Source organism: Mesorhizobium sp. M0862, from assembly GCF_040319795.1.
Lineage (GTDB): Bacteria > Pseudomonadota > Alphaproteobacteria > Rhizobiales > Rhizobiaceae > Mesorhizobium.
In genome coordinates this window covers 270,675-292,976 of the sequence record NZ_JAMYOJ010000005.1, presented here as the reverse complement: position 1 = coordinate 292,976, position 22,302 = coordinate 270,675, and the positions used below count along the sequence as shown (strand labels likewise).

The window sequence follows — 22,302 nt, the reverse complement described above, 5'->3', positions numbered from 1 at the left end:
GGATCGCATCGGGGGTGACGATGCAACAGGAGATACCCATGAGAAAAACAACCGGACTTGCCCTTGCCTTCGTCGCGCTTGCCGGCGCCGTTGGCACCACCGCCTATGCCGAGAACAATGCCAGCGCCAGAATGCGCGAGGGCGCGATGATGCGCCTCGACAAGGCGATGAAGGATTCCAACGGCACCATCAGCTTCGACCAGTTTTCCGACGCCATGAACGCGCGGCTGAAGAAGCTGGTCGCTGACAATGGCGGCAAGCTGACCGTTGCCCAGCTCGCCGACGCGCTGGAGAAGGCGCGGTTCGAGGAAATGGCAAAGCGTATCGTCGCCCGCTACGACACCAAGGGCGACGGCACGCTGACCACGGACGACATCACCGGGCGCGAGAAAAAGGTGTTCGCGATGCTCGACCGCAACAATGACGGCAAGATCGAGCGCAACGAACTGCCGAAGAACGGCCGCATGGGCCGCCACCACCAATGGGACGGCGGCGACGACAGCATGGAGTGAGTGGCGATATGTCTCCGGCGGCGAAAGCCGCCGGAGCCCTTACATGACCGCGGCTACCCAGTCCTTGAACGCGGCGGAGAGCACCGCTGGCATTGGCGGGCCGTCAGGCCGCCGCCTTCACCGCCGGCTGCGCCTTCTTCACCGGGATGCGCACCGACACGATCGTGCCGACGCCTTCGGTCGAGCGGATTTTCAGCGCTCCTCCTTGCAACTCGGCCAGCGAGCGCGAGATGGCAAGGCCGAGGCCGGAACCGGCGTGGTTCTTCGAAAACTGGTTCTGCACCTGTTCGAAGGGGCGGCCAAGCTTGCTCAGTGCCTCCTTCGGAATGCCGCAGCCATTGTCCTCGATGGTCAGCACCAGCGCGCCTGACGTGTTGCGGGCGCGCACCGAGATATGGCCGCCCTGGCCGGTGAACTTCACCGCATTCGACAGCAGATTGATGGCGATCTGCTTGATCGCCCGGCGGTCGGCGAACAGCGTCATCGTATCGGCGATGCGGGTTTCGACGGTGATCGACTTCTCCGCCGCCTGCAGCGAGATCACCCGCACCGTCTCGCGGATCAGCGGGCAGAGATCGATTTCCTCGCGGTCCACCGAGAACTGGCCGGCTTCGATCTTCGACATATCGAGTATGTCGTTGATGACGCCGAGCAGATATTTGCCGCTGCCGTTGATGTCGTTGGCATATTCCTCGTAGCGCGGCGAACCGAGCGGCCCGAACAGGCCTTGTTCCATCAGTTCGGAGAACCCGATGATGGCGTTGAGCGGCGTGCGCAGCTCGTGCGACATGTTGGCCAGGAACTCGGACTTGGCCCGGTTGGCGGCCTCGGCGCGCTCGGTTTCCTTCATATATTCGCGGTTGAGCTCGACCAGTTCCTTGGCGCGCTCTTCCTCGGCCCGGCGGGCGAGGCTGAGGTCGTGGATGGTCGCCATCAGCCGGCGCTCGCTGTCGACCAGCTTTTCCTGGTGCAGCTTGATCTGGGTGATGTCGGAGCCGACGGAGACCGTGCCGCCGTCCCGGGTCCTCAGTTCGTTGACCTGCAGCCAGCGGCCGTCGGAGAGCTGCCGCTCGAACGTCGCGCCCCCTTGCGGCCCGTTGGTGTTGGCCAGCCGCCGTTCAGAGGCGAAGGCAAGCATGCGCTCTTCAAGCACGGCGCGCGCAGCGCCCGGCATGACGTCGCGGTCCGACAGGCCGTTGTCCTTCTGGTATTTGGAATTGCACATGATCAGGCGCTGGGCGGCATCCCACAGCACGAAGGATTCGTTGATGTTTTCGATCGCGGTCCGCAGGCGCAGGTCGGCCGCCTCCGAGCGCAGCGCCAGATGCCGCTGCTCGGTGACGTCGACGGCAATGCCGATCAGCTGGATCTCAGGCGCTTCCGGGTCGATCACCTGGGCCCTGGCGCGCATCCATACCCACTGGCCGTCGGCGTGACGCATCCGGAACACCTGGTCGATATGGTCGATCTCGCGCTCGACGATTTTGTTGGCGAGCTCGAACAGGTCGCCGTCTTCGGGGTGGATGATGTCGTCGACCTCGCCGAACGACAGCATCGAGTTGCAGGGCTCGTAGCCCAGCATGTCGTACATCGAGCGCGACCAGTACATCTTGCCGCGCACCATGTCCCAGTCCCACAGGCCGCAGCGACCGCGCACCAGCGCCATGTCGATGCGCTGATGGGCTTCGAGATAGATGCGGTCGGCTGTCTGAGCGCGCGATGCCTGGCCGAAATAGGCGTAGAGGATGATGATCAGCACGCCGGCTGTCAGCACAAACAGCGTGACGTTGAGCGAGACGGTCTTGCGCCAGCTGTCGAACACCGCTTCCTGCGGCACCAGCACGGCGGCGGCGTTCTTGCGGTCCCGGGTCAGGCTCACCGCCGCGTACCAGTCCTGGCCGCCGATGCTGACATCCATGACCCCGGCGCGGTCGCCGAACATGAACAGCGGCTGGCCGTCCAGCACCAGGCTGTCCAGCGATCGCCCTTGCCAGCCGGTCGACAGCGGCGAGACGGCAATGATCTTGAAGGCGCTGTCGGTGATCACAAGCACATGGCTTCTGCCCATGGCGCCCTGGCGGCTCGTGCTTTCCAGAAGATCAATTGCACCGCTGGATGCCGCGGTCGGGTCGGCCGAGATTGCGTTCGCCATCTGGCCGGCGGCGAGACCCAGCACCGCCTTGACGTCGCGCTCGGCCTCGTCGCGCTCGTTCATCAGCGACAGCACGCGCAGTGCGGCGATGACGATCAGGAAGATGATGATGAGAGCCGGTATCGAACGGCGCAGAAGGGGTTCGGCAGCCAGGAGCCGCCGGTAGGCTGGTTCAGCGATGAGCCGCGTATTGCCGGCGAGGCCGTCGCCTCGCGCCTTGCGCCGCTCAAAAGCCGTCCCTTCGGGCGCGCCCCACGCGTCCGCCTTGGCCATAAATGGCACTCCCCGAATTTCCGTACGCTTGACGATCCGGCAACACCGCACGTCCGAATCGTCTGTAAAGAATCAAAGGTGATTCGCCTTGTCCAGAGGCGCGGCCGAAAAACATTAAAAATTGATTGAAATAACGCTGAAATCCCTCCTTGAGGCGAGAGTGGCCCGAAGGGCCGGGTGGGGTCCTCGGCGAAGCGCTCGACTCTCTCAATCACGGTCGAAGTTGGTCGAGGTCGCGCACTGCCGCAACGACCCCACCCGTCCATCCGCCTTCGGCGGCTGTCCACCGTCCCCTCAAGGGGGAGGGATCAGGCCAGCGTTCGCTCCACAATATCCCGCAAATCCGCCGACAGGTTCTCGGCACCGGCGATGGCCAGCAGCGCTTCCCTGGCCTTGGCTTGCCTGCCCGGCTCCAGCGAGCGCCACGAGCGCAGCGCTGTCGCCAGCCTGGCCGCCACTTGCGGATTGCGTTTTTCAACCTCGAGTACGGTCTGGGTAAAAAACCGGTAGCCTTCGCCATCGGCGCGGTGGAAGCCGGTCTGGTTGGCGCTGGCGAATGTGCCGACCAGCGAGCGCACCCGGTTCGGATTGGCCATCGAGAAAGCTGCGTGCCCAGTCAGCTCGCGTACCGTATCGACTGTCCGGGGGCCTGGCACGCTGGCCTGGATCTGGAACCATTTGTCCATGACCAGCGGATCGGCGCCATAACGCGCCTCGAAATCGGCCAGCGCCTTGATCGCCTCCAGCGATCCGTCATGGCGGTGCGCAAGGACGGTCAGTGCTGCGGCGCGGTCGGTCATGTTCGTCGCGACCTCGAAATGCCGGGCGGCGAGCGCAGCGCCTTCCGGCAGCAGCGAGAGATAGTCGAGCAGGGTGTTGCGCAGCGCCCGTCGTCCCGCACTTGCCGCGTCGGGGCTGAACGGACCATCGTCGGCGAGGTGGCTGTATAGGCCGGTGAACGTTTGCTGATTGGGGCGCGCGATTGCCAGCGCCAGTGCCTGGCGGGCAGCGAAGATGGCGTCGGGGTCGATGTTCGTGCCGATGTCGCGGGCAATGTCGGCCTCGCCCGGAAGTGACAGCGCCAGCGCCCGGTAGGCAGGTTCCAGGGTCTCGTCGCCGGCGATCTTGCCGGCAAGTCCGGTCAGCCTGGCGGTGAAAGCCGGCTTCGCGCCGCCGAGGATCTGGCGGAAGGCCGCTATCAGCGCATCGGTCAAAAGCGTGTTGAACGCCTGCCAGCGCGCAAAGGCATCGCTGTCATGGCCGGCGAGAAAGAACTGGTCGTCGGCCTTCTGCTCGACCGAAAGCGTGATCGGTGCCGAAAAGCCGCGGTTGAGCGACACCGCCGGCCGCTCGGCAACGCCTGAGAAGCGCACCATGTGACGGCGCTTGCGAATATGGATGACACCGTCCTCGACGGCGGCGCCCTCGACGCCGCCATAGGCAACCGGTTCGCCGCCGGCGCCGACCAGCCCGAAGGCGAGCGGGATGTGCATCAGCCGCTTGCGGCTTTCCGACGGCGTCGGCGGCACCGACTGCTCGATCTCGAGCGTGAACTCGCGCGTGGCCGGATTGTGCGTCGAACTGACGGTCAGGTTCGGCGTGCCCGCCTGGTGGTACCAGAGCGCGAATTGCGACAGATCGCGCCCGGAGGCGTCCTCGAACACTTTGAGGAAATCCTCGATCGTCGCTGCTTCGCCGTCATGGCGCTCGAAATAGAGATCCATTCCGGCGCGGAACGTGTCAGGTCCGAGAATGGTGCGGATCATGCGCACGACTTCCGAGCCTTTTTCGTAGACGGTCGCCGTGTAGAAATTGTTGATCTCGCGGTAGCGGCGCGGCCGCACCGGATGCGCCAGCGGTCCTTGGTCCTCGGGGAACTGGTGTGCCCTGAGCGTGCGCACTTCGGCGATGCGCTTGACCGCGCGCGAGCGCTGGTCGGCGGAGAATTCGTGGTCGCGAAAAACCGTCAGCCCTTCTTTCAGGCAGAGCTGGAACCAATCGCGGCAGGTGATCCTGTTGCCGGTCCAGTTGTGGAAATACTCATGCGCGATGATCGCCTCGATATTGGCGAAATCGGCATCGGTGGCGGTTTCCCGGTCGGCCAGCACATATTTGTCGTTGAAGATATTGAGGCCCTTGTTCTCCATGGCCCCCATGTTGAAGTCGGAAACGGCGACGATGTTGAAGACGTCGAGGTCGTATTCGCGGCCGAAGGCCTGCTCGTCCCATTGCATCGAGCGCTTCAGCGCATCCATGGCGTAGCCGGCAAGCCCCTCCTTGCCTGGCTCGACATAGATGCCGAGTTCGACCTCGCGCCCGGACATGGTGACGAAACTGTCCGCAACCTTGCCGAGATTGCCGGCCACGAGCGCAAACAGATAGGACGGCTTGGGGAAGGGGTCGTCCCAGACTGCAAAGTGCCAGCCGTCGGCAAGCGCGCCGCTTTCGACCGGATTGCCGTTGGAAAGCAACAGCGGCGCTTCGTCCAGCCTCGCCTCGATACGCACGGTATAGACCGACAGGATGTCGGGGCGGTCGAGGAAATAGGTGATGCGGCGAAAGCCCTCGGCCTCGCATTGCGTGCAATAGACATTGCTGGAGCGGTAGAGGCCCATCAGCGCCTCATTGCTGGCCGGCGCGATCTCGGTCTCGAGCAGCAGCTGGAAACGGGCCGGCGGCCTCAAAATGGTCAGCTGGTCCGGCGTGGCGAGATACTCGGCCGGGGCAAGCTCGCGACCGTCGATGGCAATGCGCTTGAGCACCAGCCCGTCGCCGTCCAGCACCAGCGACGTCGAGGCGGCGGCGCCATCGCGGCGTTCGATCGTCAGCACTGCGGTGACACGCGTTGCGTCTGGCGAAAGGCGGAAGGTGAGGCCGGTTTGCGGGATGGAAAAGTCGTTGGGGCGGTAGTCTTCGAGCTTGAAGACCTGGCCGGTATCGGTTCGCATTCCCTTGGGTTTCCCTGTCGCTATCGGAGCCGCTGACGTGTCCTGGCCCATTAAATCTAAAGTTGCGCGCTCTTTACACGAAACGGTCACTCGACAAAACTGCGCCAATGCCTATTTCGGGGCGTTCCCCTTCCGCCATTATCGTGAGGCCTTGATGACCGTCATCACATCGAAGTTCGGCATGGGCGCCTGTGTACCGCGTCGTTCGACGCGCATCTCAGCGGAGATCCGGGAAGCAACAAAACAGTGAAAGCCGGGCCTGGAGACGAAGCGGGCGGGAAACTGTCCGATCATCCCGGCGCGCATCGGCCCAAAAATCAATGTCGATTTTTGGAAAGCACGATGCGCAGATTTAAAGTGTCAGAGCGTCCTTTACGCGTCGAAGACGACGCGCGGCGCTCTAATGTTCTCACTGGGATCATGCTCAAGGTCATGTCGGTGGCAGTCTTTGTCGGCATGCAAACCTGCATCAAGGCCGCCGGCACTTTGCCGGCCGGCCAGATCGTCTTCTTCCGCTCCTTCTTCGCCATCTTCCCGATCATCGTCTTCCTGGCCTTCAAGAGAAAACTCGGTACGGCGTTCGCCACCAAACGCCCGCTGAACCACATTGCGCGCGGTGTCGTCGGCGTTTGCGCCATGGGGCTCGGCTTCTTCGCGCTGACCCGGCTGCCGCTGCCTGAGGCGATCACGCTGAACTATGCCCAGCCTTTGCTGGTGGTGGTGTTCTCCTCGCTATTCCTCGGCGAAGCCATTCGCGTCTATCGCTGGAGCGCGGTTGCGGTCGGTCTGGTCGGCGTGCTGATCATCTCCTGGCCGGAGCTGACGCTGCTCACGTCGGGCGTCGCGCTCGGCGACCAGGAGGTGCTGGGCGTCATCGCTGCTCTTGTTTCTGCAGCAATCTCCGCCAATGCCATCCTGCTCGTGCGCAATCTTGTCCAGACTGAACGAACAGCGACCATCGTGTTGTGGTTCTCGGCGACGGCGAGTGTCATGGCGCTGCTTACGCTGCCCTTCGGCTGGCAGGCGCTGACGCCGCTGCAGGCCGGTCTGCTGGTCGCAGCAGGGTTCTGTGGCGGGCTGGCGCAGATTTTGATGACGGCGGCGTACCGCCATGCCGAAGCTTCGGTGGTGGCGCCGTTCGAATACACCTCGATGATCCTCGGCGTGGTCGTCGGCTATTTCGCCTTTGGCGATATCGCCACCATCAACACGCTCGTCGGCGGTGTGATCGTCGTTGCCGCCGGCATGTTCATCATCTGGCGCGAGCGCCAACTCGGCCTGGAACGCACCCGAACGCGCAAGGCAGCGCCACCACAGGGGTGAGGAGGTCCGCGGGGTTGGCTCAGTTAGCTTCCGCACGTTCCTTCGCCAGCCGCACCAGCACCGCTCGCGTCTGCTCGTCGGCCGGGAAGAAAGACTCGATCGCCAGTTCCGACAGCGTCACGTCAAGCGGCGTGCCGAAGACGGTGATGGTGCTGATGAAGGACAGCACCTGGTCGCCATGCGCCAGCCGCAGCGGATGGACGATGCCGTTGGGCTCGACCCGCACCGGCCGCGCACCCTTGAGCCCGGACGGATAGGTTCGCAATTCGCGCTCCAGCTCGACCAGGACGGGATCGCCGGCGGCATCGTTCTGGTGTTTCAGCCGCTCCAGCAGATGCGCCCGCCATTCCGCGAGATTGACGATGCGCGGTGCGATGCCGTTCGGGTGCAGGCTGAGGCGCAGCACATTGACCGGCGGCTGGAGCAGCGACGGCTCGGCAACATCGGCCAGAAACGGGCCGATGGCGGCATTGGCGGAAATCAGGTTCCAGTGCCGGTCGACGGCGAGGGCGGGGAACGGCTCATGCCCTTTGAGCACGCTCTCGACCGCGGCAAGCGCCGGCGCCAGCGTCGTATCTGTGAGTGGCCGCTCGCTGAAGCTCGGGGCAAAGCCGGCAGCCAGCAACAGCTGATTACGCTGCCGCAGCGGAATCTCAAGCTGCTCGGCCAGATGCAGCACCATCTCGCGCGAGGGCGCGGCGCGGCCGCTTTCGACGAAGGAGAGATGACGCTGGGAAATCTCAGCCTCCATTGCGAGATCAAGCTGGCTCATGCGCCGGCGCGTGCGCCATTCGCGGATCAGGCCGCCGGCAGAGGTCTGGGGTGTTGTCATGGGTGAAAGGATTAGGCCGGGGTGGGCGGTATTTCAATTACCTCGGAGGTCATTGGCGCGGTTCTCCCTTCTCCCCCTGTGGGAGAAGGTGGCCGAGCGAAGCTCGGTCGGATGAGGGGTGTTCCAGGGAACGCCAACGTCTCACTCCGCTGGAACACCCCTCATCCGTCTCGGCGCTGCGCGCCGATCCACCTCCCCCCGCAAGGGTGGAAGGAAGAGGCGCGCCTCACCCCACCTCCCGCAACTTCGCCTTCACCTCGAGAAAGTCCCGCCAGGCCAGCTTCTTGTGCGCAGGGGTCCGCAAGAGATAGGCCGGATGCAGGGTCGGCATCGCCGGAATGGCGACACCGGAAGCCGTGGTGTGGACGCGCCAATTGCCGCGCAGGCGCAGGATGCCCTCGGTCGTGTTGAGCAAGGTTTTGGCTGATGGGCCGCCGAGATTGACCAGCACCCTCGGATTGACCAGCTCGATCTGCCGCTCGATGAACGGACGGCAGATCTCGGTCTCGTGCGGCGTCGGCGTTCGGTTGCCGGGCGGCCGCCAGGGAATGACGTTGGCGATATAGACCGAGGTGCGATCAAGCCCGATCGCCGCCAGCATGCGGTCGAGCAGTCTGCCGGAGCGGCCGACGAAGGGAAGGCCCTCAATGTCCTCGTCGCGGCCGGGCGCCTCGCCAACCAGCATCACCGACGCTTCCGGATTGCCGTCGGCAAAGACCAGGTTCTTGGCGGTGAATTTGAGGTTGCAGCCGTCGAAGGACGCCATGTGCTGGCGCAGCGCGTCGAGCGTCGAGGCGCTTGCCGCCATTTGCCGGGCAAGAGCCGCCTGCGCCTCGTCGGGCACCGTCGCGGTGGCCGGCACGGAGCGCGCCGGCGCGTCCGGCACCCGGCTCGCATCCAGACCAGGGCTTGCCGTGGCTTGTTCCGGTGCCTTGTTTTCGCGAGACGGCGCGGCAGGCGCCGTTGTGCGCTCGGGGCGCTTCGGTGCTGCCCCGGCAAACCGGTTCACCGGCGCGTCCTCCAACGCTTCGTCGACGCCGGCAGAGGCGTAGAAGGCGAGCAACTCGGCCAGGTCGGATCGGTTGTTGGGGGAGGCGGCAGTCATGCCGGGCACATTCGTCCGCCGAGAGACGATTTGCAAGGTTGGGCGGTTAGTAATCTCCCCCCTCGAGGGGAGATGTCCCCGAAGGCGACAGAGGGGGTCGGCACGACCGGACGCGGCCTGTCGGCGACAGAGGAGGTTGGCGCTCGACGCGCAGCGACCCCCTCTGGCCTGCCGGCCATCTCCCCCTCACGGAGGGAGATTACGCGCTCGTCGGCTTTCGCCAATCACGAAGGGCATTTCGTGGCGATTTTCACGGCGTCTGCCGCTTACCCCGTAGGAATCCGCGGATCCTGAACCAGATAAAACGTCCAGCGCGGCGTGTAGTCGGTGATCAGAAACTCGAAGCGTCCCCTCTTCAGCGGGTCGATCTGTCCACTCTTGAACAAGAGCCGGTCATAGGGTTCGAAATCGCGGTCGAAATCGGCGTACGCGTTCGACAGGATGTTGTCGGGCGTCTTGTTGCGCTGGTCGAAGGACAGGCCGTCGCCGAACACGCTCGGCTGGTTGAGTATCTCCTGCAGCTCGAACTGGAATTCGACCCAGGCCTGGCCGCTGTTGTTGAGCACCTCGATACGCATGTACAGGATGCCGTTGGCGAATTCGCCGTTGGTGCTGAACGGCTGGATCGGTTTGGTGGTGCGGATGGTGAGCGTCACCGGCGTCGACGAATTCAGCTCCTCGGAGATGACCAACGGATCTTCCTTGGTGCCGGTGCCCGAGGCGCCGGTGATGTGGAAACCGCCAAGCTCGTCGGAAAAGGAATAGGCGCCGGTCGCCCATACCTTCACCGGCTCGGCCTGAGCGCGAACCGGCGTAAGCATTGAAAGGGCGAGAAGGATCGCTCGGCACGTCCGGCCGGGCGGAAGGGGGAAGCGCGTCAATGAATAGCCGGACGGCGTGCGCATGGAAATAAGTATGGCCGATAAGAGAGCCGTCGAACAATTAAAATATGGGACGCTGAGCGCGGCCGCGCGCAAAACGCTTGCGGCAGAGTTGTTATCCGCGACTTTTTGTCGAAATCGGCATTGTCACGTCAGCGCCGGTTTCCTGTCGCGGATTGATGCGCTATGCAGCGCAGGAGCCAGCAAAATGCCGGAAACGGTTGGCCAGTGCGGAGGGGTTGATGAGCGAGATCGAACGCGAGAGCATGGAATTCGACGTGGTCATCGTCGGGGCCGGCCCGGCGGGCCTTGCCGCAGCGATCCGTCTCAAGCAGGTCAATCCCGAGCTTTCCGTCGTGGTGTTGGAAAAGGGCGGCGAGGTTGGTGCACACATTCTGTCAGGCGCCGTCGTCGATCCCATAGGCATCGACCGCCTGTTGCCGGGCTGGCGCGAGGAAGATGGCCATCCCTTCAAGACGCCGGTTACGGCCGACGATTTCCTGGTGCTCGGCCCCGCCGGCTCGTTCCGTCTGCCCAATATCCTGATGCCGCCGCTGATGAACAATCACGGCAACTACATCGTCTCGCTCGGCAATGTCTGCCGCTGGCTGGCAACCAAGGCTGAAGCGCTAGGCGTCGAAATCTATCCGGGCTTTGCTGCCGCCAGCCTCGTCTACAACGATGCCGGCGCGGTCACGGGCGTCATCACCGGCGACATGGGCGTCGAAAAAGACGGCACACATGGCCCGGGCTTTGCGCCGGGCATGGCGCTGATGGGTAAATACGTGCTGATCGGCGAGGGCGCGCGCGGTTCGCTGTCCAAGCAGCTGATCGCAAAATACAAACTGTCCGACGGCCGTGAGCCCGGCAAGTACGGCATCGGCCTCAAGGAGCTGTGGCAGGTCAAGCCCGAGAACCACCGGCCGGGCCTGGTGCAGCACTCCTTCGGCTGGCCGCTCGACCTGAAGACAGGCGGCGGCTCCTTCCTCTACCACCTCGAGGATAACCAGGTCGCGGTCGGCTTCGTCCTGCATCTCAACTACAAGAACCCCTGGCTGTCGCCCTTCGAGGAATTCCAACGGTTCAAGACGCATCCGGCGATATCGCGCACCTTCGAGGGCGCCAAGCGCATCGGCTATGGCGCGCGCGCCATTACCGAAGGCGGCTGGCAGTCGGTGCCGAAACTCTCCTTCCCCGGCGGCGCGCTGATGGGGTGTGCGGCGGGCTTCGTCAACGTGCCGCGCATCAAGGGTTCGCACAATGCGGTGCTGTCCGGCATGCTGGCGGCCGAGCATGTCGCGCAAGCGATCGGCTCCGGCCGCGCCAATGACGAGCTGTCGTCTTATGAGGACGCCTGGCGCGCGACCGATATCGGCAAGGATTTGAAGAAGGTCCGCAACGTCAAGCCGCTCTGGTCGCGCTTCGGCACCATTATCGGCGTCGGCCTCGGTGGTCTCGACATGTGGCTGAACACGCTGTTCGGCTTCTCGCCCTTCGGCACGCTGAAACATGGCAAGGCCGATTATGCCACGCTTGAGCCCGCGGCCAAGCACAAGAAGATCGCCTATCCCAAAGCGGACGGCGTGCTGACCTTCGACCGCCTGTCCTCGGTGTTCCTGTCCAACACCAATCACGAGGAAAACGAGCCGGTGCATCTCATCGTCGGCGACATGGGGTTGCAGAAGCGTTCCGAGCATGATGTCTTTGCCGGGCCTTCGACCCGCTATTGCCCGGCCGGTGTTTACGAATGGGTCGACAAGGACGGCAACGCCGCCGCCGATCCGTCTGCCAAAGATGTGCGCTTCGTCATCAACGCGCAGAACTGCGTGCACTGCAAGACCTGCGACATCAAGGATCCCAACCAGAACATCAACTGGGTGCCGCCACAAGGCGGCGAAGGCCCGGTCTATCAGGGCATGTGAGCCTCACCGACCGGGGCCGTCTCAACCAGCAAAAATGGCGGCGATGGCCGGGTTTACCAAGGCATGTAAGGCGCTCGGCGCCAAAGATTGTTGAAACCGTCGTCTGCTTGTGGTCTCATTGCCGCGTCCATGGGGAAAATGGCATGCGCGTGTTGGTCTTGTTTTGCGTCGCCGTCGTAAGCGCGGCCTGCGGCGTCGTCGGGACGGCGTCGGCGGGGGTGAAAACCGTCGTCAAGACGCGAACCTATGACATCACCGGCACGACAGGTGCCGGTCTGGTTATCGCCATGAACCGCAGGGGCCCCAAGCACGGTTTCATGACCCACGCCATCGCGCAGACAAGCTACACCGCCGACTGGAGCCTGGACGTGGGTCAGGTCAACGGCGTCTGCCGCCTGCGCCAGGCCAATGGAACGCTCAACATCGCCTACACCTACCCGCGCGTCGCCTCGGCCATCACGCCGGCGCTGCGCAAACGCTGGAACCGGTTTTTCACAGGCGTTCTCGCTCATGAAGGAACCCATGGCCGTATCGCCGGGCAGATGATGCAGGCTGCCGAGCGGTCGGTTCGCGGCCTGAAATTTGCCAACGATCCGCAATGCAACAAAACGCGCGTCGAAGCCACGCGGCGCTTGCAAGCCACTTCCAAGCTCTATGAGGCAAAACAGATCGCGTTCGACGCGCGCGAGCACAGTGAAGGCGGCCATGTCGAGCGCATCATCGAGGCCTTGGTAGGCTTGTGAAACCGTAAGCCCCGTGGCGTACGATCTAGCCGCCCATGCTGGGCTGGATCAGCGACACAGTCGCGGTAGAATCCTCGTCGACCGGCTTGGTCTCGTCGCGCATCAATGAAAATTCCACCATCACCGGCAGATGATCGGAGCCGGTCTCTTCCATCTGCGTCGACGACAGGATGGTCACCCCGCCCTTCGAAAACACCTGGTCGATCGGCAGGCCCGCATAGCGCCGCAGGAAATCGGGCAGGGTCCGGTGGATCCAGGTCGGTCCGGCCGACGGCATCACGGTCAGTCCGCCGAGCGAGGCAACGCGCCGTACCGCGGCGCTCCACGGCACGGCGTTGCAGTCGCCGGCCATGATCGCCGTCTCGCCGAGCGAGGTGAGCGTCTCGGTCAACTCGCCGATCTGCCAGTATTGTTCCTTCGGCCACGGCCAGCTCAAATGGATCGCCGCGACATCGACCGGAGTGCCGCCGAAATCGATGGTGGCGGCCGCCATCGCGCCGCGCGGTTCGCAATGCGGCTCGGTGCCGGCCGCAAAAGGTCGCCGGGACAAAAGCGCCACGCCCCACACGCCGTCGGGATGGGCGCACAGGATGCGATAGGGATAGGCGTTCTGGATATAGCCGAGTTCGGTCGCCCACATGGCCGATACTTCGTCGAGCGTGATCACGTCTGGGTTGGTCCTGGCGATCAGCGAAAGAACCTTCTTGGGTGTCGGATTGTTGAAACGCAGGTTCATCTGCAGCAGCCGGTAGACCGGTTCGTTGCCGGGCGCGGCGTCATTGGCGGCCTGCACCGGCCACAGGCGCGGCAAGGCGCTCAACGTGCTGGCGAAGGCGGCCACGGCCAGCAGCAGGCCCACGCCCGCCTGCAGGCGAAACGAGGTGGCGAGCAGCGGCAGCGCAATCAGCCCCATCAGCACGGCAAAATGGATGCGGAAATGGGCGAAGGAATCGAAGGCCGGATGCAGTGCGCCAAAGAACCCGGCTACAAGCGCGGCCGAGAGGCCGAGCATTGCCAGGAACGCCATTGAAGCCATCATCTTTCGCACGCGTGCCATCAGACCGGGTTTTGCCCATAGACCGGGTAATACATTGCCGAGGTATCAGGCCTTTATCGGCTGAAATGCGGCCCAATCAAGATGACGAAACGCCTCGCGGCAAACATTTACGGCAGCCGGTCTACTGAAAGGCCGTCTCCGAAAAGCTTCTCAGCTTGCGCGAATGCAACCGTTCCATCGGCATTTCCGCCAGCTTCTCCATCGCCTTGATGCCGATGGTCAGATGCTGCGCCACTTGCCGCTTGTAGAATTCGGTCGCCATGCCGGGCAGCTTCAACTCGCCATGCAGCGGCTTGTCGGAGACGCAAAGCAGCGTGCCGTAGGGCACGCGGAAGCGGAAGCCATTGGCGGCGATCGTGGCCGATTCCATATCGAGCGCGATGGCGCGCGACTGCGACAGCCGCTGCACCGGTCCGCGCTGGTCGCGCAGTTCCCAGTTGCGGTTGTCGATGGTGGCGACGGTGCCGGTGCGCATGATGCGCTTGAGATCGTAGCCGGAAAGTCCGGTGACTTCGGCGACCGCCTCCTGCAGCGCCACCTGGATCTCGGCCAGCGGCGGTATCGGCACCCACACCGGCAGGTCATCGTCCAGCACATGGTCTTCCCGGACATAGGCATGCGCCAGCACATAGTCGCCCAGCGCCTGAGTGTTGCGCAGGCCGGCGCAATGGCCGAGCATCAGCCATGCATGTGGCCGCAGCACCGCGACATGGTCGGTGATCGTCTTGGCGTTGGACGGGCCGACGCCGATGTTGACCATGGTGATGCCGCCATGGTTCGGCTTCTTCAGATGATAGGCTGGCATCTGAGGCAGGCGCGGCGCCGCCACGCCTTCGCTGGGTGCGTTTTGCCCTGCCTTGGTGATGACATTGCCCGGTTCGACGAATTCGGTATAGCCGTGGCCGCCTTCAGCCATCTGGGCCCGCGCGCGGGCGACGAACTCGTCGATGTAGAACTGGTAGTTGGTGAACAGCACGAAGTTCTGGAAATGCTGCGGGCTCGTCGCCGTGTAGTGCGTCATGCGGTGCAGCGAATAGTCGATGCGCTGCGCCGTGAACGGCGCCAGCGGCCTTGGTTCGCCGAACGCGACCTCGAAGGTGCCGTTGGCGATCTGGTCGTCGGTGCCGTCAAGATCCGGCACGTCGAACAGGTCGCGGATCGGCCGTTTGATGCGGTCGGCGGCGGCGCCATCGACATGGGTTCCTTCAAGGAACGCGAAATGCAGCGGGATCGGCGTGGTCGATTCCGAAACCGTTACCGGCACACCGTGATTGCGCATGATCAGGCGAAGCTGCTCTACGAGATAGCGTTCGAACAGCACCGGCTGGGTGATGGTGGTCGAGAAATGCCCGGGGGTCGGCATGTGGCCGTAAGCCTGGCGCGAGTCGATCTGGGTGAACGAATTGGTGGTGACGCCGATCTCTGGGTAGAAGGCGCGGTAGCGCTTGCTTTCGTCGCCGCCGGCGGCAAGCGTGGCAAAGGAGTCGCGCAGAAACTTGGTGTTGCGGTCGTAGAGCACCTGCAAGGCGGCCACGGCCTTTTTGGCGTCGTCGAAGCTCTGCTTGCCGAAAGGCTCCGGCATGACGACCGATTCGATAGCTTGTGGGTAGATTCGCTTTTCCATGGCTCAATATAGAGACTTGAGGCCGCACTTGGGAGGGGAGGATGGCCGCCAAGTGGTCGATTTATTCGTCCACGCCCAAGGTGTGCTGAGATTCAGGTAACGCTGAGCCGGAGTCGAGCCGGGCGCGAAGCGACCAAACTGGTTGGCTTCGAGAACCGGAGCGGAGCGTACTCGAAGCATGTGAGCACCAAGGCCGCCACTTGCAGGCCGGCATCACCTTAATACCGGCACACCTTACCCGCGCTGCAGACTGACCAGCAAGACAAAGCCGACGCCATGCTTCTTCGTCGCCGGCGCGTCGATCGTCGTGTCGGCATTGGCCCGCATCATTGGCATGGCCAGGACCGGCGCCGACAGCACGACCAGGACGAGCGCCGCCCGCGGCAGGAGCCGAAGGGTCTGGAGGGCGTTGATGGCGATGCGGTTCATGGCTTTTGCTTTTCTGTTTGGATCTATGTCTTTGTCGTCTCAGGGGCGAAAATGGTTCATGCAATCGAATTGGCAGGAACTGGCTGCATCCCAGGAACGCGCCGGACGGCCGGATTCGGCCACGAGGATGGCGAAGAGCATCCCGAACAGGCTCATCAACAGGCAGACGATGGTGAAGCGGCGAGCGAGCATTTGCGGAGTGTCTCCTTGAACACGCCATCAAAATGCCCTGATGCGACTGAACCGGCGCTGATGCCGGCGTTCATCTGCGGTTCAAAGTGATTGACGAGGTCTTAGAGAGAGCGTCGGTTCGGGTTTGCGCCGCCGCAAACGGCACGGTCGTCGCTATGGCGCGGACCGTCCTGCAAAAGAAAACGGGGCCTGTGAAGGCCCCGTTGGTCAACTCAAAGCAGCAAGATCAGAGCTTGTGCCAAGTCTGGCTCTTGCAGATCAGCCCGCCGAGCACGCAGCCGCTCATCTTGAGCGAGGTGCCCGACAGTGTTGCCTTGCCCGAATAGGTCTTGTCGTTTGCCGGATCGGTGATGTTGCCGGCATATTTGTTGGCCCCGGCCGCCTTGAGCGAACCGATGGTCTTCCCGGCATATTTGCCGGTCTTCAGGGTGATGGAGAATGAACCGCTGCCGCCGATAACTGCTGTGTCGCCGGCTTGTGTCTTCCAATTGCCTTCGATCGGATCGGCCCAGGCCGCACCAGCCATCATCACGGTGGCCGCCAGGGCCAAGCTCACTTTGCGAAACATATCTGTCCTCCCTGGTGTTAGGTGGGGCAGCCGCCTCTCTGCCCCTTACGCAAACGTAAGCTAATCCAGCTCCCGGCAAAACAAAAGCGGGTGCCGCGACGGAAGGTTTCGCAATTTTCATGCGGGGTCGGGAGAGCGCAGCCCGTGAAAATGAAACGATCGAGGCGTTGGCTTTGGTTTGCGTGGTTAGCAGAGTGTTGATCGGCGTCTTGCAAATTTTCGTCAAATCGATCGAAAAACGGCGGGATTGCTGACTTTGTATCCTTAACGAATTTCCGCGTTTACCTCTTGTTTTAGCTTTGTTTTCTCCAAATTAAGCACGCCATTTAACGACGGATTCAAGGCTCGGCCTCATTCTCGGAAGCATCGAAAGAGCGGCTCCCCGGGGAACACCGGGGGACAGAAGAGGCCCGCTCTCGGGAGCCAGACAGGGGACTAAAATGGCACGTTTTGAAATGCTTGAAGCCGGCTTCGGCGCCATGGGGGCAACTGCCCAGGCCGACATTCTTTTCGAACTGGGCATGATGTACGCGACCGGCCGCGATTGCGAGACCGATGTCGTTGCCGCCCACAAATGGTTCAACATCGCCGCCATCAAGGGCTCGGTCCGCGCCGCGGAACTGCGCTCGGAACTGTCGGCCGCAATGTCCAAGGTCGAGATCGCCAAGGCGCTGCGCGAAGCCCGCGAATGGATGACGATGCACTGAGATCGCGAGCAGATTATCGCAGGCAGATTATCGAAAACAGGGAAGCCCCGGGATCAAGACCGCAAAGACGGTCGGAACCGGTGAAACGACAAGGCCGCGACAAGACGGCCGACCATGAAAGAACAAGAACGCGGCAGGCGGGCACGGTCCAGTCGTGCACAATGGGGACGGCGGGCAGGTTTTGGTGGCGCGGGGGCGCATGGGGACTGCTACGAGCAAAAAGCCACGACCGGCCGGAACAGGCTGGCGTGGCTTTTTGCGTTGATGAGGCCCAATCGAGCGGCGCCGATGCGCCTAGACAGGCCCAATGAAGGATGAAATTGTCCCGCCTTCGGAAAGAAGCGCGGCCAGAGCGGCTGCGCGAGTGTGGGAGGAGTTCTATCACCATGAAAAAAATGGGTATTTTGAGCGCGGCCGTATTTGGCCTGATGATGAGCGCGCCGGTTGCCTTTGCCGATGACATCACCATTTCGGTGGTCGGCCCGATGACCGGACAGCTCGCCACGATCGGCGACCAGTTCAAGCAGGGCGCAACGGCAGCCGCCGACGCGATCAACGCCGCCGGCGGTGTCAACGGCTCGATGATCAAGCTCGACATCGAGGACGACCAGTGCGATCCCAAGCAGGCGGTTTCGGTGGCCAACCGGATCGTTGCCAACAGCGTCAAGTTTATTGACGGCCATGCTTGTTCAGGTTCGAGCATCCCGGCTTCCGCCGTCTACGCCGAGGCCGGCGCGCTGATGATGAGCCCGGCCTCTTCAAATCCCGAGCTGACCGATGCCGCCGCCAAGGCCGGCTGGCCGACGATCATGCGTCTCTATACGCGTGACGACGCGCAGGGCGCCTTCATTGGCCCGTGGATCGCCAAGAAATATGCCGGCAAGAATGTCGTTATCCTGCATGACAAGAGCGCCTACGGTCAGGGCGTTGCCGATGCCGTGAAGGCGACGATGAATGCCGGTGGCCTCAAGGAGATCGACTATGAAGGCATCAATGCCGGCGAGAAGGATTATTCGGCTCTCGTCACCAAGCTGAAGGACCTCAAGGCCGACGTTGTCTATTTCGGCGGCTATCACCCGGAAGCCGGGCTTATCCTGCGTCAGTCGGCCGAGCAGAGCGTCAAGTTCCAGCTGATCATGCCGGACTCGATCGCCTCGCCGGAATTCTGGCAGGTCGCCGGCCCCGCCGGTGAAGGCACCCTGTTCGTCTTCCCGTCGGACCCGCAGGCCAAGCCGGAAGCCAAGGAGGCCATCGCCAAGATCAAGGCGGGCGGCTTCGTGCCGGAAGGCTTTACGCTGTTCTCCTACGCCGTCGTTCAGGCGTTTGCAGAGGGCGTCAAGCGCGCCGGAACGGACGATCCGGTCAAGGTAGCCGAAGCGCTGAAGAACGGCACGCCGTTCAGCACCGTGGTCGGCGACGTGACCTTCGACGAGAAGGGCGATCTGAAGAACGCCAGCTACGACATCAACCAGTGGCACGACGGCAAATACGCACCGATCGCGCAGTAAGCGGCCGCGTACTCATGGCAATGGCCGGGCTTGTCCCGGCCATTTTTCATTCAAGCCTCCAGCCGGCTATGCAGCCTCTTCAACGAAGCGCACCAGCACCGTTCCGTCGGTGACCTGCGCGCCCTCGGTGGCGATCTCGGCGATCACGCCGTCATGGCTGGCCGCGATCGTGTGCTCCATCTTCATCGCTTCCAGGATCAGTAGCGGCTGGCCCTTGATCACCCTTTCGCCCTTTGCCGCGCGCACCAGCTTGACCACGCCCGGCATCGGCGCGCGCAGGCTGCCGGAAGCGGCGGCAGTCTCGTCGGTGCGCGCCAGCGGATCCGGGACGAGGAAACTGTAGCCGACCGCGCCTTCGAACACGGTGACGTGGCCTGGCCAGCGGGCAAGGCGAGGGGCGGCGCGAAGATCATGCGAATTGACGCGGTCATAGGGCGCGTCCAGCGCCACCTCGAAGCGCCCGTCCGGCCGCACTGAAACACGCGCCAGTATATCGTCCTCGCCATGGCGCAGGCGCGTGCGGCGCGCAACGCTGTGGAAATGCGCATAGCCGGCAAGCGACGACCACGGATCGTTCGACGGCGGCAAGGCACCGGCCCCGGCCGCTGCAAGGGCTGCCGCGGCAACGATCCCGCAGCTCGGCGGGGCGACCGCGGTCAGCGCTTCCTGATGCCTGCCGATCAGGCCGGTATCGACATCACCGGCCGAAAAATCGGCGTCCGCGGCAAGTGCCGCGAGAAAGGCGGTGTTGACGGTCGAGCCGGCAATCTCGGTCTGCGACAACGCAGTGCCGAGCGCATCGAGCGCCGCCTGCCTGTCCTTGGCGTGGACGACCAGCTTGGCAATCATCGGATCGTAGAAGGGCGAGATCGCATCGCCGGCCCGCACGCCGGTCTCGATGCGCATGCTGGCGCCTTCGGGCGCGTTGTCGGGAAACGCCAGGTGATGCAGCGTGCCGGTCGCCGGCAGAAACCCTTTCGCCGCGTCCTCGGCATAGATGCGCGCCTCGAAGGCGTGGCCGGAAAGCGTGATTTCGCTCTGCGTCTTCGGCAGCTTTTCGCCGGCGGCTACCCGCAACTGCCACTCGACCAGGTCGGTGCCGGTGACCATTTCGGTGACGGGATGCTCGACCTGCAGGCGGGTGTTCATTTCCATGAACCAGAAGCGGTCGGCCTTCAGCCCTTGCGAGGCATCGACGATGAATTCGATGGTGCCGGCGCCGGAATAGCTGATCGCCTTGGCGGCCTTGACCGCCGCTTCCGTCATCGCCTCGCGCAGCGCCAGCGTCATGCCGGGCGCCGGCGCTTCCTCGATCACCTTTTGGTGGCGGCGCTGCGCCGAGCAGTCGCGCTCGTAGAGATGCACGGCATTGCCAAAATTGTCGCCGAATACCTGGACCTCGATGTGGCGCGGCTTGTCGACATATTTTTCGACCAGCACGCGGTCGTCGCCGAACGCGGCCTTGGCCTCGCGCCGTGCGCCCGACAGCGCCTCGGAGAAATCGTCGGGATGTTCGACCCGGCGCATGCCCTTGCCGCCACCGCCGGCGCGCGCCTTGATCAGAACGGGATAGCCGATCTCACGCGCCTTGGACGCCAGCAGCACGATCTCCTGCGCCTCGCCATGATAGCCCGGCACCACCGGCACGCCGGCCTTTTCCATCAGCCGCTTGGCCGCGTCCTTCAGCCCCATGGCGCGGATCGAGGCGGCCGACGGGCCGATGAAGGTGAGCCCTGCCGCCACCACCTGGTCGACGAAATCGGGGTTTTCCGAGAGGAAGCCATAGCCGGGGTGAATTGCTTCGGCGCCGGTCGCCAGCGCCGCCGCAACAATCCTGTCGCCGCGCAGATAGCTTTCACCGACGGGCGAAGCGCCGATATGCACCGCCTCGTCGGCCATTTCGACATGCAGAGCCTTGGCGTCCGCGTCGGAATAGACGGCAACGGTGCGCACCCCCATCTTCCTGGCCGTGCGTATCACCCGGCAGGCGATCTCGCCGCGATTGGCGATCAGGATCTTGGCGAACATGGAGCCTCCCGGGTTTGTCTCGGGCGGCGCCGGTCTGGCAGGAATGAGCCTATTTCGAAGCCGCGATTTTGCAGCCGCCGCTCGCGGTCTGAACCTTCCACTTTTTCAGGCCAACCTGACAGCTTCGCAACGCCAACTCTTCCGCGGCCTTCTGAGATGGCGCGTTCAGCCGCGCACCGCAGATGATGTAAAGATCGTCGACGCGCGAGTAGAATGTGGTCGCGTAGGCCGAGTGGCCACTCGCCGCGACATAGGCGTTGTACGACTTCGTGCAGGGCTCCTTTGGATTCAGTGACAACGGAGGCCAGAATCGGGTGTCTCCCTTGCTGCCCGCCAGCGATCCAGCCGCCCCGATACCGGGTGCCGTAAATACGAGCAGGCCGGCAAGCATCGATACAGTAATTCGTTTGATGCGTGTCGATTTCATCTTGCGCCGCCCATTTGAAAAATGCCCAAGCCGATGCTTGTCGGCCTACTTCGATGCCGCAACTTCGCAGCCAGCCCCTGTAATGACCTTGTAATGGCTGCGGGCGGACTCGCAGGATTTCATCGCCCGTTCTTCGGCAGCCTTCTGTGACGGTGCATTCAAGCCCGAGCCGCAGATGATGTACAACGAACGGATCCGGGCATAGGGCGTGGTCGCATAGGCCGAATGGCCGCCGGCGGCCACATAGGCGTTGTAAGCCATGGTGCACTGGTCTTTCGGGCTTTTCGGCAAATACGGATAGAAATGGATGTCGCCTTTGCTTCCCGCCAGCGATGCCGCGGCGCCAACGCCGGGTACCGAAAATATAAGCAAGACTGCAAGTACCGACGCAGTCGTTTTTCCCGAATATTTCGGCCTCATCTTTACCCCATCCCCGTTGCCCAATGTGGGATGAACAATAGCGTCTATTCTCCAGTGCCGCCAGCCTGCTCACCGAAAATTGCTTTTGCGTAGGTGGAGGAACCATCTTATCCATGCAGACTAGCATCCTCCAATGGCAGCAACGGCTTGTCGGTATAGTTGAGCTATTGGCTCGTCGAAGCAGCAGAAAATAACTGTTTCGGGCGTTGAGTTCTGTCCGACGAAGGTACCTGCGATGCCAACGGCAATCTGCGTCGCCTCATTTTTCGGATAACGGTAGATGCCGGTGGAGATCGCCGGAAATGCCACAGTCCGGCAATCCCTGGCGGCGGCGATTTCGAGCGACCTGATATAGCAGGAGGCGAGCAGCCCGGCTTCGCCTTTGCCGCCGCCTTGCCAGACAGGTCCGACCGTGTGGATGATGTAACGTGCCGGCAGGTGATAGCCCTTGGTAAGCTTTGCTTCGCCGACATTGCAGCCGTTCAGCATCCGGCATTCGAATTCGAGCTCCGGGCCGGCGGCGCGGTGAATGGCGCCGTCGACGCCGCCGCCGCCCAGCAGCGAGGAATTGGCGGCGTTGACGATGGCATCGACCGCAAGCCTGGTGATGTCGCCGGTGTGGACATGTATCCGTTCGCCGAACTTGCTCAT

21 protein-coding genes are annotated in these 22,302 nt (G+C 63.2%); 7 read left to right on the top strand and 14 right to left on the bottom strand.

Translation table 11 applies throughout. The features are described 5' to 3' along the window. Window positions 1-38: 38 nt before the first annotated feature. The gene (locus NKI15_RS10465; RefSeq protein WP_023705425.1) at window positions 39-512 is read left to right on the top strand and encodes an EF-hand domain-containing protein; all 474 of its coding nucleotides are present in this window, start codon (window positions 39-41) and stop codon (window positions 510-512) included. 103 nt (window positions 513-615) lie between these two features. Here NKI15_RS10465 and NKI15_RS10460 read toward each other — a convergent pair whose 3' ends face one another. After that, window positions 616-2,937: a PAS domain-containing sensor histidine kinase gene (locus NKI15_RS10460; protein ID WP_023705424.1), complete on the bottom strand. Its 2,322-nt coding sequence runs from the start codon at window positions 2,935-2,937 to the stop codon at window positions 616-618. A gap of 308 nt (window positions 2,938-3,245) precedes the next feature. Further along, a complete protein-coding gene (pepN, locus tag NKI15_RS10455; protein ID WP_023705423.1) occupies window positions 3,246-5,885 on the bottom strand; it encodes an aminopeptidase N in 2,640 nt (879 codons plus the stop codon). A 37-nt stretch (window positions 5,886-5,922) separates the two neighbouring features. Here pepN and NKI15_RS10450 point away from each other — a divergent pair, with 37 nt between their 5' ends. Then, window positions 5,923-6,135 (top strand): hypothetical protein, encoded by a 213-nt coding sequence (locus NKI15_RS10450; protein WP_352886077.1) that lies wholly within the window; start codon window positions 5,923-5,925, stop codon window positions 6,133-6,135. Between the two features lie 170 nt (window positions 6,136-6,305). After that, complete coding sequence (locus tag NKI15_RS10445; RefSeq protein WP_023705422.1) at window positions 6,306-7,208, top strand: DMT family transporter; 903 nt, start codon at window positions 6,306-6,308, stop codon at window positions 7,206-7,208. A gap of 19 nt (window positions 7,209-7,227) precedes the next feature. Here the strand turns inward: NKI15_RS10445 and NKI15_RS10440 are convergent, their stop codons facing one another. The 3 genes from NKI15_RS10440 to NKI15_RS10430 form a co-directional block, all read right to left on the bottom strand. Then, window positions 7,228-8,040 (bottom strand): helix-turn-helix domain-containing protein, encoded by an 813-nt coding sequence (locus tag NKI15_RS10440; protein WP_023705421.1) that lies wholly within the window; start codon window positions 8,038-8,040, stop codon window positions 7,228-7,230. Window positions 8,041-8,266: 226 nt separating this feature from the next. After that, the gene (locus NKI15_RS10435; protein WP_023705420.1) at window positions 8,267-9,145 is read right to left on the bottom strand and encodes a uracil-DNA glycosylase; all 879 of its coding nucleotides are present in this window, start codon (window positions 9,143-9,145) and stop codon (window positions 8,267-8,269) included. 266 nt (window positions 9,146-9,411) lie between these two features. Beyond that, window positions 9,412-9,966 (bottom strand): hypothetical protein, encoded by a 555-nt coding sequence (locus NKI15_RS10430; protein ID WP_032890987.1) that lies wholly within the window; start codon window positions 9,964-9,966, stop codon window positions 9,412-9,414. A 302-nt stretch (window positions 9,967-10,268) separates the two neighbouring features. Here NKI15_RS10430 and NKI15_RS10425 point away from each other — a divergent pair, with 302 nt between their 5' ends. Then, on the top strand, window positions 10,269-11,948 hold the full coding sequence (locus tag NKI15_RS10425; protein ID WP_023705418.1) for an electron transfer flavoprotein-ubiquinone oxidoreductase: 1,680 nt from the start codon (window positions 10,269-10,271) through the stop codon (window positions 11,946-11,948). Continuing rightward, window positions 11,945-12,691: a DUF922 domain-containing protein gene (locus tag NKI15_RS10420; RefSeq protein ID WP_348528043.1), complete on the top strand. Its 747-nt coding sequence runs from the start codon at window positions 11,945-11,947 to the stop codon at window positions 12,689-12,691. Before NKI15_RS10425 ends, NKI15_RS10420 begins: the two co-directional genes overlap by 4 nt. Before the next feature lie 25 nt (window positions 12,692-12,716). Here NKI15_RS10420 and NKI15_RS10415 read toward each other — a convergent pair whose 3' ends face one another. The 5 genes from NKI15_RS10415 to NKI15_RS10395 form a co-directional block, all read right to left on the bottom strand. Next, on the bottom strand, window positions 12,717-13,730 hold the full coding sequence (locus NKI15_RS10415) for an endonuclease/exonuclease/phosphatase family protein (protein ID WP_156932609.1): 1,014 nt from the start codon (window positions 13,728-13,730) through the stop codon (window positions 12,717-12,719). Window positions 13,731-13,869: 139 nt separating this feature from the next. Further along, window positions 13,870-15,330, bottom strand: a complete 1,461-nt coding sequence (locus NKI15_RS10410) for an AMP nucleosidase (protein ID WP_023731828.1) — start codon at window positions 15,328-15,330, stop codon at window positions 13,870-13,872. Between the two features lie 276 nt (window positions 15,331-15,606). Then, window positions 15,607-15,801 carry a hypothetical protein gene (locus NKI15_RS10405; protein WP_023670200.1) on the bottom strand — a complete coding sequence of 65 codons (195 nt, stop codon included), beginning with the start codon at window positions 15,799-15,801 and terminating at the stop codon, window positions 15,607-15,609. A gap of 39 nt (window positions 15,802-15,840) precedes the next feature. Then, window positions 15,841-15,993, bottom strand: a complete 153-nt coding sequence (locus tag NKI15_RS10400) for a hypothetical protein (RefSeq protein WP_023670201.1) — start codon at window positions 15,991-15,993, stop codon at window positions 15,841-15,843. Between the two features lie 226 nt (window positions 15,994-16,219). Beyond that, entirely contained in the window at window positions 16,220-16,561 is a 342-nt protein-coding gene (locus tag NKI15_RS10395; protein WP_023705415.1) for a DUF2147 domain-containing protein, read from the bottom strand. Window positions 16,562-17,001: 440 nt separating this feature from the next. Between NKI15_RS10395 and NKI15_RS10390 the strand changes: the two genes are divergently transcribed. Then, window positions 17,002-17,268 carry an SEL1-like repeat protein gene (locus NKI15_RS10390; protein WP_006199745.1) on the top strand — a complete coding sequence of 89 codons (267 nt, stop codon included), beginning with the start codon at window positions 17,002-17,004 and terminating at the stop codon, window positions 17,266-17,268. A gap of 386 nt (window positions 17,269-17,654) precedes the next feature. Next, entirely contained in the window at window positions 17,655-18,776 is a 1,122-nt protein-coding gene (locus NKI15_RS10385) for an ABC transporter substrate-binding protein (protein WP_023670204.1), read from the top strand. Between the two features lie 66 nt (window positions 18,777-18,842). Here the strand turns inward: NKI15_RS10385 and NKI15_RS10380 are convergent, their stop codons facing one another. From NKI15_RS10380 to NKI15_RS10365, 4 genes are all read right to left on the bottom strand, one after another. Beyond that, complete coding sequence (locus NKI15_RS10380; RefSeq protein ID WP_352514209.1) at window positions 18,843-20,804, bottom strand: acetyl/propionyl/methylcrotonyl-CoA carboxylase subunit alpha; 1,962 nt, start codon at window positions 20,802-20,804, stop codon at window positions 18,843-18,845. 49 nt (window positions 20,805-20,853) lie between these two features. Then, window positions 20,854-21,231: a hypothetical protein gene (locus tag NKI15_RS10375; protein WP_023684512.1), complete on the bottom strand. Its 378-nt coding sequence runs from the start codon at window positions 21,229-21,231 to the stop codon at window positions 20,854-20,856. 45 nt (window positions 21,232-21,276) lie between these two features. After that, complete coding sequence (locus NKI15_RS10370; RefSeq protein ID WP_352514210.1) at window positions 21,277-21,651, bottom strand: hypothetical protein; 375 nt, start codon at window positions 21,649-21,651, stop codon at window positions 21,277-21,279. 120 nt (window positions 21,652-21,771) lie between these two features. Further along, the gene (locus NKI15_RS10365) at window positions 21,772-22,302 is read right to left on the bottom strand and encodes an O-acetyl-ADP-ribose deacetylase (protein WP_023747477.1); all 531 of its coding nucleotides are present in this window, start codon (window positions 22,300-22,302) and stop codon (window positions 21,772-21,774) included.

Excerpts from the sequence above, each read along its gene's own strand:
- NKI15_RS10415 (WP_156932609.1), bottom strand. The coding sequence starts at position 13,730 with ATGATGGCTTCAATGGCGTTCCTGGCAATGCTCGGCCTCTCGGCCGCG.
- NKI15_RS10375 (WP_023684512.1), bottom strand. The coding sequence starts at position 21,231 with ATGAAATCGACACGCATCAAACGAATTACTGTATCGATGCTTGCCGGC.
- NKI15_RS10435 (WP_023705420.1), bottom strand. The coding sequence starts at position 9,145 with ATGACTGCCGCCTCCCCCAACAACCGATCCGACCTGGCCGAGTTGCTC.
- NKI15_RS10400 (WP_023670201.1), bottom strand. The coding sequence starts at position 15,993 with ATGCTCGCTCGCCGCTTCACCATCGTCTGCCTGTTGATGAGCCTGTTC.
- NKI15_RS10410 (WP_023731828.1), bottom strand. The coding sequence starts at position 15,330 with ATGCCGGAGCCTTTCGGCAAGCAGAGCTTCGACGACGCCAAAAAGGCC.
- NKI15_RS10385 (WP_023670204.1), top strand. The coding sequence starts at position 17,655 with ATGAAAAAAATGGGTATTTTGAGCGCGGCCGTATTTGGCCTGATGATG.
- NKI15_RS10380 (WP_352514209.1), bottom strand. The coding sequence starts at position 20,804 with ATGTTCGCCAAGATCCTGATCGCCAATCGCGGCGAGATCGCCTGCCGG.
- NKI15_RS10365 (WP_023747477.1), bottom strand. The coding sequence starts at position 22,302 with ATGAGCAAGTTCGGCGAACGGATACATGTCCACACCGGCGACATCACC.
- NKI15_RS10465 (WP_023705425.1), top strand. The coding sequence starts at position 39 with ATGAGAAAAACAACCGGACTTGCCCTTGCCTTCGTCGCGCTTGCCGGC.
- NKI15_RS10405 (WP_023670200.1), bottom strand. The coding sequence starts at position 15,801 with ATGAACCGCATCGCCATCAACGCCCTCCAGACCCTTCGGCTCCTGCCG.
- NKI15_RS10440 (WP_023705421.1), bottom strand. The coding sequence starts at position 8,040 with ATGACAACACCCCAGACCTCTGCCGGCGGCCTGATCCGCGAATGGCGC.
- NKI15_RS10425 (WP_023705418.1), top strand. The coding sequence starts at position 10,269 with ATGAGCGAGATCGAACGCGAGAGCATGGAATTCGACGTGGTCATCGTC.
- NKI15_RS10370 (WP_352514210.1), bottom strand. The coding sequence starts at position 21,651 with ATGAGGCCGAAATATTCGGGAAAAACGACTGCGTCGGTACTTGCAGTC.
- pepN (WP_023705423.1), bottom strand. The coding sequence starts at position 5,885 with ATGCGAACCGATACCGGCCAGGTCTTCAAGCTCGAAGACTACCGCCCC.
- NKI15_RS10395 (WP_023705415.1), bottom strand. The coding sequence starts at position 16,561 with ATGTTTCGCAAAGTGAGCTTGGCCCTGGCGGCCACCGTGATGATGGCT.
- NKI15_RS10445 (WP_023705422.1), top strand. The coding sequence starts at position 6,306 with ATGCTCAAGGTCATGTCGGTGGCAGTCTTTGTCGGCATGCAAACCTGC.
- NKI15_RS10460 (WP_023705424.1), bottom strand. The coding sequence starts at position 2,937 with ATGGCCAAGGCGGACGCGTGGGGCGCGCCCGAAGGGACGGCTTTTGAG.
- NKI15_RS10390 (WP_006199745.1), top strand. The coding sequence starts at position 17,002 with ATGGCACGTTTTGAAATGCTTGAAGCCGGCTTCGGCGCCATGGGGGCA.
- NKI15_RS10430 (WP_032890987.1), bottom strand. The coding sequence starts at position 9,966 with ATGCTTACGCCGGTTCGCGCTCAGGCCGAGCCGGTGAAGGTATGGGCG.